The sequence below is a fragment of the Croceicoccus sediminis genome, from assembly GCF_007570835.1.
GTDB classification, from domain to species: Bacteria; Pseudomonadota; Alphaproteobacteria; order Sphingomonadales; family Sphingomonadaceae; genus Croceicoccus; species Croceicoccus sediminis.
This window is the reverse complement of record NZ_SUNC01000007.1, coordinates 24,785-35,728: the sequence shown is the minus strand read 5'-3', so window position 1 is coordinate 35,728 and position 10,944 is coordinate 24,785. Positions and strand designations below refer to the sequence as shown.

Genomic DNA, 10,944 nt, shown 5'->3' with positions numbered 1-10,944 from the left:
GTCGAGCGAGCCGGTTGCATCCTCGGTCATCGCCGCACCTCAGCCTTTCTGCTTCGACAGATCGTACGCGCCGAGGCCCGGCTTGTACGACTTCTCGTCAATGAACTGCCGAATGCCTTCCTTCCGGCCCTCGGTCTTGTCGTGGAAGTTCGCTGCTTCCTGCATGCGGACAAGGTAGTCTTCGGCTTCGTCGTAGGTCATCGTCGATACGCGCCGCACCGCGTCCTTTGCGAACTTCAAGGCCACGGGGTTCTTTTGCAGCAGCATTTCGGCCACTTCGCGCGTGCGTGCCTTCAGCCGGTCTGCCGGAACGCTTTCGTTCACGAGGCGCATGGCGGCCGCCTGCTTGCCGTCGATCAGGTCGCCCGTCAGCGTCAGCCACATGGCATCGCGCATGGGAAGCAGGTCGACCGCGACCTTGGTGACGCCGCCGCCGGGCAGGATGCCCCAGTTGATTTCCGAAAGACCGAACTTCGCCTCGTCGGCGCAGATCGCAAGGTCGCAGGCGAACAGCGGGCCCCATGCCCCGCCGAAGCACCAGCCGTTGACCATCGCGATCGTCGGCTTCTGGAACCAGCGCAGGCGGCGGAACCAGCCATAGCTCTCGCGCTGCGACTTGCGCACGCCGCCAAGGCCCTGTGCTTCCGTTTCGCGGAAGTATTCCTTGAGATCCATGCCCGCCGACCACGCCGTGCCTTCGCCGCCCAGCACCATGACCGAGACATCGTCGCGGAACTCGATCTCGTCGAAGACTTCGACCATCTTGCGGTTGAGCGCCGGGCTCATCGCGTTGCGCTTTTCAGGACGCGAGAACCAGACCCACGCAATCCCGTCCTCGACCGTACAAGTGACCAGTTCCGAACTCATGCCATATTCCCCTGATTGATCGGGCAACACCCCGCCCGACCGGCAAACGAGCCGGGGGAGGAGGTGACGCCGATGATGTGTCTGCGGAGTGCCGGGTGCCCGGACCCCGCCCCTGTTCGTCAGTGCGCGGGCTGCGCGTCGAACTCGACCGCGTTGATGATGTGTGCCTGCGTGTATTCGTTGAGGCCCGCCTCACCCAGTTCGGCGCCAAGACCGGACTGCTTCGACCCGCGGAAAGGCAGGTTGGCGTCGATGGCGAGGTGCTGGTTGACCCAGACGGTCCCGGAATCGATGCGGCGTGCAATGTCCAGCGCACGGGTCAGGTCGCGGCCCCAGACGGTACCGGCAAGGCCGTAAACGCTGTCATTGGCGCGGCGCACGACGTCGTCGATGTCCGTGTATTTCAGCACCGGCAGGACAGGGCCGAACTGTTCTTCGCAGACCAGCGGGGCATCGTCGTCGAGGTCTTTCACGATCGTGGGCGGAATGAAATAGCCGGGCCGGTCGGGAAGCTCGCCACCAGCCAGGACCGTGCCGCGCTGCTTTGCATCGTCCAGCAGTTCGCGAACCTTGTCGTACTGCATCCTGTTCTGCACCGGCCCGATCGTCGTGCCCTGGCGCGTCCCGTCGTCGACGACGGCGGCGTTGGCCAGTTCGGCGATTGCCTCGCAAAATTCGTCATAGATCGATTCGTGCACATAGGCGCGCTTGATCGCGACGCAGATCTGGCCCGCGTTGGTCATCGCGCCCTGATAGACTTTCTGCGCCGCTTCCCTTGCGGGTACGTCGTCGAGCACGATTGCGGCATCGTTGCCGCCCAGTTCCAGCGTCACACGCTTTATGCTTTCGGCTGCCGAGGCCATGACCTTGCTGCCCGTCGCGGTCGACCCGGTGAAGGCGATCTTCGCGATATCGGGGTGGGAGGTCATTACCGGGCCGAGTTCGTTCTGATCGGCGATGGTGTTGAAGACACCTGCGGGCAGGATCTCCGCCGCCAGCTCACCAAACAGAAGCGTGGTCAGCGGCGTCGTCGGCGCAGGCTTTGCCACCATGCAGTTGCCGGTGACGAGACACGGCCCCAGCTTGTTCATGAGCAGGATGACGGGGAAGTTCCACGGCGTGATCGACGCGACCACGCCAAGCGGCGTGCGATGCTCGATCACGGTCTGGCCGCCCTCTTCGCGCAGCTTCTTTTCCGGCGTGCGCATCTCGGCAAAGGCACGCAGGACGAACGTGGAGCCGATGATCTCGTACTCGGCCTGGTCGAGCGGCTTGCCCTGTTCCGACGTCAGCAGGCGCGCAAACTCGTCCTTGCGGGCGAAAAGCGCGTCGGCCAGCTTGACGAGGTAACCGGCGCGGTCCTCGTAGCTGAGCGCGGACCAGGCGGGGAAAGCGTCCTTGGCCGCGGCGATCGCGGTTTCCAGCTGGTCCTTGCTCGCCTTGGGGCACTGCGCCACCACGCCTTCGGTGGCGGGGTTCACGACATCGAATGTCGAAGCGCCGTCGACGAGTTCGCCGGCGATGAGCATGCGAAAGCTGTGGGTCATGTCTGTCCTCTCGATCTGGCATCGCGCGAATTGCGAAAACGGGGATCGCGATTCGAGCCTGCGGCCTTGAACGGTATGTATGCCAATGATACAGTTATTGCAACTGCCGACGCCCGCTTGACGCGATTGGGCGACCGGGCCATCGAACGGGAATGGGGACACGAAAGATCAGCCTGGATGCATCCTTCGGCTATCAGCTGCGCATGGTCCAGATCGAGGCCGACAAGACCGCGCGCCGCATGCTTGAGCCTTTCGACATCACGCCCGCCCGCGTCACTGCCTTGATCGTGGTGGCGAACAACCCCGGCTGCACGCAAACCCGGCTGGGCGAGGAACTCTCGATCAATCGGGCCAGCGCGATGAAGCTCGTCAATATCCTGGAAGGACGCGGCCTGATCCGCCGGGGCGAAGCGGCCGATCCGCGCGCCAACGCGCTTTTCCTGACCGAAGAGGGCAGCGATCAGCTGAAGCGGATGCTGGCCGCCTTGAATGAGGCCGATGAACATTTGCTGCGCGACCTGACGAACGAGGAACGCGCCGCGATGCGGGCCTGCCTTGCCAAGATGCGCCGAAGCTTCGCCGCCGATAATTGAGCGCGCTCTGCCGCTGAACGGACCTGGCATCACACCCGGTTGTCCCATTGGGATCGCTGCCGCTGCATTCCGCAAGATCAGGTGCCGCAATCAAGCCGCTGGCGCAGCGTCTGCGCGATCATGTCCAGCGCCTCGTCGGTCTCCGGCAAAATGCCGCCCAGTTCGATGAAGCCATGGATCATCGAAGGGAAGACGTGGCGTGTCACCGCAACGCCTGCCGCCTCCAGCCGGTCCGCGTAGAGCCCCCCTTCGTCGAGCAGGGGATCGAAGCCCGCCAGAATGACGAGCGCAGGGCAAAGGCCCGCCATGTCCCCGGCGACTATCGGCGAGACGCGCCAGTCATCTGCGACTGACACGTCGTTCAGATAGCTGTCGACGAAATAGCGCATTGCCTCCAGCGTCAGCGGCGGCACGTTGCCATTGCGAACGCGGGAAGGGTAGTCCCAGACAGATTCGCGCAAGTCGAGACCGGGATAGATGAGGATCTGGCAGCGAAGCGGAATGCCCTCATCGCGGGCCGCGATTGCCACCACCGCGCTAAGGCACCCGCCGGCGCTGTCACCGCCTACGGCAATGCGGTCCTGGTCGATGCCTAGCGTCGATGCGTTGGCAACAATCCAGCGGAACGCCGAAATGACATCGTTCGAAGGCGCAGGAGCCGGGTGCTCAGGCGCCAGCCGGTAGTCTACCGCCATAACTGCGCATTGGGCGCGACAAGCCAGTTGGCGGCACACCTTGTCGTGTGATTCGAGATCGCCGATCACCCCGCCGCCGCCATGAAGGTAGATAAGCGCGGGCGCGTCTGCATCGGGCAGGCCGTCGGGGCGATATTGGCGAAGGGGTATCGGGCCAACAGGGCCTTCGGCCACGAAATCCTCGACATGCGCCATATCGATCGTGGGGCCGCCGAACATCTCGCTCATCCGGCGATAGCCCTGGCGCGCCTCGTCATAGGAAAGCTCGTTCAGCGGGGGGGCACCTGCCTCTTCCAGAATCGCAAAGAACTTCAGAACATGCGGGCTTAGTTCCACGGCGGCTCTCCTGAACGGGTGTCGGTGCGAGGGCGTTATCGCGCCCCTATGGCATCACCACAACCGGCTTGATCACCGTGCCCTGCCCGGATGCGGCGAAGGCCTCCTCGATCTGCGCGAAGGGATAGCGCTTCACCAGCTTTTCCAGCGGCAGGCGACCTTCGCGGTAATAGGCGATCAGGCGGGGGATGAAGCGGCGCGGGTCGATGCCGCCTTCCACGACGCCCACGATCCTGCGCCCCATGCTCATGATGGCGGATGGATCGATGGCCACGGTCTGCGGCGGATAGGCCCCGACCAGCGCCAGTGTCCCGCGCGGGGCCAGCATTGCAACCGACTGCTGCAACAGCGCGGGAACGCCCGTCGTGTCGACGATATGATCGAAAGGCTCCACCAGCGCCGACAGGTTCTCTGCCACTTCGTCTGCACCCAGTTCGCGGGCGAGGGCCAGCCGGTGCGCGTGGCGGTCGATCACGCAGATGCGTCCTGCATCCGCGATCTTTGCCGCCATCACCGCCGACAGCCCTACCGCGCCTGCGCCCATGATCGCGATCGACTGTCCCGGCTGAACGTCGAGCGTTTCGAGCACTGTGCCCGCGCCGGTCTGGACCCCGCAACCAAGCGGTGCCAGCAGATCGAGCGGCAGGTCGGCATCGATCCGCACGACGTTGTCCATGTGGGCAAGGGCATGAGTGGCAAAGGCCGACTGCCCGAAGATGTTGCTGCCAACCACAACTTTGCCGCGCCGGATGCTCCCTTCGCCGGGCTGGCGCAGGCCCAGGAAATTGCGGGGTACGAATTCGTCGCAATAACCCGGTTCATGGTCCCGGCACGCGGCGCAGGCACCGCAGCTGTGAAAGCTGAGCAGGACGTGGTCGCCCTTCGACAGTCCGGCGACATCGCGGCCCACATCCTCTACCACGCCCGCGCCTTCGTGGCCCAGGATCACCGGGAAGGGGACGGGCAGGTTTCCGTCCCGCATCACCATGTCTGTGTGACATACCCCGCAGGCGCGGATCCGCACGCGCACCTGGTCGGGGCCGGGCGGGTCCATGGACAGTTGCTCGAACCGGAAGGGCTCGCCCGGCCGCTCGATCACGGCGGCGTCGATCGTCAGTGCACCCATCGCTCAGAAGTCGAAGCCAAGGCGCAGGTACCATTCGCGCGGCCGGTTGTAGCTGCCGAACAACGTGCCCGCGGCAAGATTGGATCCGCCGGAAGTCAGGAACCGCTTGTCGGTCAGGTTCGTGCCCCCTGCCGTCAGCGACCAGTTGCCGTTCGGCTCGCGGTAGCTGACGCTTCCGTTCACGATATCGCTCGACACCCGGCGCAGCAGGAACGTGCGCTGCGTGTCGTTCCACGCGCCCGAACTATGCGTCCAGTCGGCGAGCAGTACGAGCGATCCGCCATTGGCCAGTTCCGCCTCGTAGCGGGGGCTGATGTTGACTTTCCACTTCGGCGTCTTGGGCAGGTCTTCACCCACGAGAGTACCGGCCTGATAGGGCGATGGCCCGCCCACGGCCGCGGTCGCCGGGGAGACGTAGGTATATTCCGCGTCCACATAGCCGACCGATCCGTTGATGGTGAGCCCGTCGATCGGCGCGGCGAGGGCTTCGACTTCGAACCCGCGAATACGCGCGTTGCCCGCGTTGGCGATGGTGGGCGACGTGCCGACCTGGATGTTGAGCTGGATATCGCGGTACTTGGTCGAGAAGACGGCGGCATTCACCTGCAACCTGCGATCCAGCAGGGTCGACTTGATACCGGCCTCCCACGTGGTTGCTTTTTCCTCGCCGAAGTCCGGTGCGACATTGCCTTGCGGGTTCGTCAGGCGCGTGGTCCAGCCGCCGGTCTTGTAGCCCTTGGACCAGCTGCCGTAGAGCATGACATCGTCGCCCGGATGGATCTGTAGGCCAACCTTGGGGGAGAAATCGCTGAACCTCTTGCGGTTCGTGCCCGGCGTATAGACGCGCACGGGGTTGGTCGGATCGGGATATTCCAGCGCCAACTGGCATGGCACCGGCGCAAGGGGGAAGGCCCCGCCGGGATAGATCGTGCCATCGGCATCGGCGCATCCGAACAGCTTGTAGTTGAAGCCGTTCAATTCCTGCTGCCCGCCTTCGAACCGCTTGCGTTCGTTGGTATAGCGGCCGCCGACGGTAATGCCGATCAGGTCCACGGGGCGGTAATCGAGCTGGCCGAAAAAGGCGTAGTTCTTGGTCGACAGGTCGTTCGGCCCGTCGACCTGGATCAGCCCTTCGGCAAATGTGACGAAGTCGTGCAGGTCGCCCGATTCGCTGAAGTAGTAGGCGCCGGCGACGTAGCGCAGCTTCTGGTCCAGCGCGTCGCCCAGCAGCTGGAGTTCCTGGCTGAACTGCTTCTGGTTCATGGTGAAGCTGAGCTGGAGGAAATTGAGCGGCGACCCGTCGGCATCCAGCCCCGCGTTCCAGTGCAGTTCGCGATAGGCGGTGATCGATTTGAGCGCGACGTTTTCGGCCAGGTCGAAATCGACGATGCCGCTAAGCCCCCATGCCTCCAGATCGGAATAGCTGTTGCCGGTAGCATAGCTGCGATCCTTGTCGGCGATAAGATAGCGGTCGTCCCACGGCAGGCGGTCGTTGGCGGGGTCGCCATCGACGTTGGCGCTGGCATAGCTGGCCAGCTGGTACTGCGGGTTGAACTGCGTTCCTGCCACGCCGCACAGGGCAGAGGCATTGCGCGCCGCGATTTCGCCTGCCGTGCTGCCGATGCAGAAATTGTAAAGGCCCGCGAACAGGAAGCCGGTGGTGCCGGTCGGGTCGAAGGCCGTGCCGGGCAGGTTCGTTGTGCCGGCGAAATTGCCCGGCACGTTTTCGGCCGTGGCAATCAGCTTGTTCGCCGAGGTGCCCTTGTCCTTGCTGTAGTCGCCGGAGAACGTGGCCCGCACCGCGCCGCCATTGTCCCACTTCAGCTTGCCGCGCAAGTTCCAGTTGTCGCTGCTGCCTTCCCGGCGGGCGCTGTCATAGCCCGCGGCGGAGAACGCGGAGAACGGCGGCGCGTTGTTGGCGCGCTGATCGGGGAAGGGCACGCGCTTCAGGAAACCGTCGCGCGTTTTTGCCCCGAAGGTCACGGACGAACTGAGCGCTTCGGCGAGCGGGATGGTGACGGAACCGCGAACGTTGAGCAGGTTGTAGCTGCCGACGGTCACATCGCCGGTGGCTGTGAAATAGTCGCCCGGATCCTTGGTCACGATGGAAATGGCGCCGCCGATGGTATTGCGACCGAACAGCGTGCCCTGCGGACCCTTCAGGATCTCGATACGCTCAACGTCGAGCAGGTCCTGGTTCGCCCCGACCGTGCGCGCCAGGTAGACGCCGTCGAGATAGATGCCGACACCCGGATCGATGTTGAACGCGAAATCGTCCGATCCGATGCCGCGGATATACGCCGCCAGCACGGCGGGCGAGCCCGAGAACGGCGTGCCTGCATCGAGATTGACGTTGGGCGCAACCGCCGAAAGGTCCGCAACGCTGCCGATGGCGCGTTCCTGCAGGGCTTCGGAGGTAAAGGCCGAGATCGCGATCGGCACGTCCTGCACGTTTTCCGAACGCTTTTGCGCGGTGACGACGATTTCCGTGATCCCGCCGGTGCCGGAGGTGGTGTCAGCCGCGGCCGATTGCAGATCGTCCTGTGCGATGGCCGGTGCGGCCACGAACGCCGAAGATGCCAGCAGCAGCGCGATTGTCGTCTTGCCCATGAAAATTTCTCCCACAAAAGATCCGCGCCTGTCCCGGCGCTTTGGCGTCTTTTCTAGGGGGTGATCGCCCGGCGGTCTTGGATGGCCGCGAACGCGCGATCAGGACAATTGCGAACATTCGGGCCGCATGGGTTCGCGACCTTGCCGGATCACGAATGACCCGTGCCTTGTCGCCACTGGCTTGGCGACACGCCGAAGTGCCTGCGAAAGCAGCGGGCGAAAAACGCAGAATCGTTAAAGCCGACTTCGAACGCGATTTCGGTGATCGTCTGCCCGTCGCCGCTATCCAGAAGCGTCCTTGCCCATTCCATCCTTCGCGACGTGATGAAAGCTGTCGGCGTCAGGCCGACATGGCGGAAAAACGATTTCTGCACCGCGCGTACGGACAGATCCAGCGCATCGGCGATCATTGCCGTGCCGAGATCCGGATTGGCGAGGTTATCCAGCGCATATTCGACCGGAGAGCGGGCGGAACGCATCGGCAGATGATCGACCGACCTGCGGCCACATGCCATGCGCGCGGCATCGGCAAGCAGTGCACCGGTGTCCCCGTCCAGATCGTCCAGATGCTCGCGCTGCAACCAGATGCCCTGGAAGATATGCCCCAGAAAGGCGACGTTGGGATTGTCGGCAGGCAATATGCATCCGTGCCAGTCGCGCGCGGCGACCGCGTCTCCCATCATCGAGATCGGCACTTGCAGGATCAGGCAGTCGTTGGCCTGCGAAATGTCGATGGAATAGGGGCGCGTGTCATCTGCCACGATGATTTCACCGACGTGGCCGCGGCTGCTTTTCTTGCCATGTTCCATCATCATCGTCCCGCGCCGCAACATGTGCAGCAGGAGATGCCGGTCGCTGCCCTGTGTCGATACCCGGCTGACTCTCGCCCGGTCGCTTCGCGCGCGGGCCAGTCCGACCTTACCGACGAAACAACGGGTCAGGTCTGCGCGTATCCCTTCAGAGGCGCTGACCGACATGCCGGGGAAAGCCTCTGCCACGACTTCGTGCCAGAAATGATGGCGGCGCTGATGCGGCACCAGCCTGGTCGAAAAGCATTCGACCGCGTTCACCGGTCCGGCTCCACCGGCTGGCAGAAATGAGCTGGCAGCAGCGTCATGTTCGATACCCATCCCCTCTTCGCCGTGCAGCCTGTCGTTTCCCGATCTGCGCTGCCGGCCTTTTCGGCGGAATGTATCCGGAGCATACGAAGCCCGCAACCGGATTCTGGAGCAGCGGGTCAGGACTGCCGGTCACGGCGCTATGCGGGGGCGAGCGTTTCCAGCTGTTCGCCCAAAGCCAGCCATTCGGCCTCGGCCTTTGCCAGTTTCTCGCTGATCTCCGCACGGCGCATCTGCAGCTCGCCCATATTGACGTTGGCAAGGTGCCTTGGTGCCTTGTCCGGTTCGCACATCGCGCCATCGATTTCGCTCAGGCTCGATTCCAGGCGGGCAATCGCCTTTTCGGCAGAGGCCAGTTCGGACTTGATGAAGCGAGCCTTGGCGCGGGTCTTGGCGGTATTACCCGATGCCGCGTTCGACGCGCCTTGCGCGGATTGTTTCTTCGGTTTGTTCCGGCCCAGCACGAAGTCGATATAATCGTCCATGCTGCCGGAAAATTCGGCTGCCGTTCCTGCATCGACGAGGATCAGCCGGTCAGCGGTCAGTTCCACCATGTGCCGATCATGGCTGATCAGGATCACCGCCCCGGAATAGTCGTTCAACGCCTGGACCAGCGCCTCACGCGCATCGACGTCGAGGTGGTTGGTCGGCTCGTCGAGGATCAGGAGATGGGGCGCGTCACGGGTGATGAGCGCGAGCGCAAGCCGGGCGCGCTCTCCGCCCGACAGCTTTTCGACGTTTGTCGTGGCCCGCGGCCCGGAAAAGCCGAAACGGCCCAGCTGTGCCCGGACCGCCGCCGGGGTCTTGCCCTCCATCGCGCGGGTCATCAGTTCGACCGGCGTGGCATCGCTCGCCAGTTCCTCGACCTGGTACTGCGTGAAGTACCCGACCTTGAGCTTGCCCGGCGCCGCCATCGCGCCTTCGACCGCCTGAAGCTGCGCCGCCAGCAGGCGGGCGAGCGTGGTCTTGCCGTTGCCGTTGCGGCCCAGCAGAGCGATCCGGTCATCGGCGTCGATCCGCATGTTCAGTCGCCGCAGGATGGGCGGCGCATCGTCATAGGCCACCGCCGCACCTTCGAGCGTAATCATGGGGGAGCGCAGTTCGCCCGGCGACGGAAATTCGAAGCTGAGCGATGGGTCTTCCATCAGGGCGACGATCGGCTGCATCTTCGCCAGCATCTTGGCGCGGGCCTGGGCCTGTTTCGCGGTCGAGGCGCGGGCGCTATTGCGCGCGACATAGTCTTGCAGGCGCGCACGCTGCGCATCCTGCGCCGCCTTGGCCGAAGCCAGCTGCGCCGCGCGTTCGGCACGCTGTTTCTCGAACGCGTCGTAGCCGCCGGTATAAAGCGTCAGCTTGCCGCCCTGCAGGTGCAGGATATGGTCGACGACGTTGTTCAGCAGGTCGCGTTCATGGCTGATGACGAGCAGCGTAGCGGGATAGGACTTCAGGAAGTTTTCCAGCCACAGCGTCGCTTCAAGGTCGAGGTGGTTCGACGGTTCGTCCAGCAGCAGCACGTCGGGCTCTGAAAACAGCAGGGCGCCCAGCGCCACCCGCATCTTCCACCCGCCCGAGAAACTGGACAGCGGGCGGCGCTGCATTTCCTCGTCGAAGCCAAGGCCGTTCAGGATCTTGGCCGCCCGTGCCGGCGCGCTGTAGGCGTCGATGGCCAAGAGCCTTTCGTGCACCTCGCCAAGGCGGTCCATGTCGGTGCAGGTTTCCGCTTCTTCCAGCAGTCGCGCGCGCTCCACGTCGGCGGCCAGGACGGCCTCTTCCGGGGTGGTCGTGCCGTCGGGCGCTTCCTGCGCGATATAGCCGATGCGGGCGCGCGAAGGCTTGCCGATCTGCCCGTCGTCCGGTTCGATCTGGCCGATGATGGCCTTCATCAGCGTCGACTTGCCAGCACCGTTCCGGCCGATCAGGCCGACACGCGCGCCCTGCGGGATCGTCGCGCTGGCGCGTTCGAGAATGGGCCGGCCGCCAAGCCGTACAGTGATACCGTCAATCGTAAGCATGCGGGGCCCATAGCAGCACTGCCTCGCGGTCCCAACGATT

The 10,944-nt window shown here is 64.3% G+C and carries 8 protein-coding genes; 1 reads left to right on the top strand and 7 read right to left on the bottom strand.

Annotated elements, in window-relative coordinates:
- Positions 1-39 precede the first annotated feature (39 nt).
- Together FAX90_RS16430 and FAX90_RS16425 are read right to left on the bottom strand one after the other, a co-directional pair.
- Positions 40-867 carry a p-hydroxycinnamoyl CoA hydratase/lyase gene (locus tag FAX90_RS16430; protein WP_144098630.1) on the bottom strand — a complete coding sequence of 276 codons (828 nt, stop codon included), beginning with the start codon at positions 865-867 and terminating at the stop codon, positions 40-42.
- Positions 868-986: 119 nt separating this feature from the next.
- Entirely contained in the window at positions 987-2,414 is a 1,428-nt protein-coding gene (locus tag FAX90_RS16425; RefSeq protein WP_144098628.1) for an aldehyde dehydrogenase family protein, read from the bottom strand.
- Positions 2,415-2,566: 152 nt separating this feature from the next.
- Between FAX90_RS16425 and FAX90_RS16420 the strand changes: the two genes are divergently transcribed.
- On the top strand, positions 2,567-3,007 hold the full coding sequence (locus tag FAX90_RS16420) for a MarR family winged helix-turn-helix transcriptional regulator (RefSeq protein ID WP_240704960.1): 441 nt from the start codon (positions 2,567-2,569) through the stop codon (positions 3,005-3,007).
- 77 nt (positions 3,008-3,084) lie between these two features.
- Here the strand turns inward: FAX90_RS16420 and FAX90_RS16415 are convergent, their stop codons facing one another.
- The 5 genes from FAX90_RS16415 to FAX90_RS16395 all read right to left on the bottom strand — a co-directional run bounded on the left by FAX90_RS16415 (position 3,085) and on the right by FAX90_RS16395 (position 10,904).
- Complete coding sequence (locus FAX90_RS16415; RefSeq protein ID WP_144098626.1) at positions 3,085-4,038, bottom strand: alpha/beta hydrolase; 954 nt, start codon at positions 4,036-4,038, stop codon at positions 3,085-3,087.
- Between the two features lie 46 nt (positions 4,039-4,084).
- Positions 4,085-5,164: an NAD(P)-dependent alcohol dehydrogenase gene (locus FAX90_RS16410; protein WP_144098624.1), complete on the bottom strand. Its 1,080-nt coding sequence runs from the start codon at positions 5,162-5,164 to the stop codon at positions 4,085-4,087.
- Between the two features lie 3 nt (positions 5,165-5,167).
- A complete protein-coding gene (locus FAX90_RS16405; protein WP_205700719.1) occupies positions 5,168-7,774 on the bottom strand; it encodes a TonB-dependent receptor in 2,607 nt (868 codons plus the stop codon).
- A 149-nt stretch (positions 7,775-7,923) separates the two neighbouring features.
- Positions 7,924-8,904 carry a helix-turn-helix domain-containing protein gene (locus tag FAX90_RS16400; RefSeq protein WP_144098622.1) on the bottom strand — a complete coding sequence of 327 codons (981 nt, stop codon included), beginning with the start codon at positions 8,902-8,904 and terminating at the stop codon, positions 7,924-7,926.
- Positions 8,905-9,032: 128 nt separating this feature from the next.
- Positions 9,033-10,904, bottom strand: a complete 1,872-nt coding sequence (locus FAX90_RS16395) for an ABC-F family ATP-binding cassette domain-containing protein (protein ID WP_144098620.1) — start codon at positions 10,902-10,904, stop codon at positions 9,033-9,035.
- Positions 10,905-10,944: the final 40 nt, after the last annotated feature.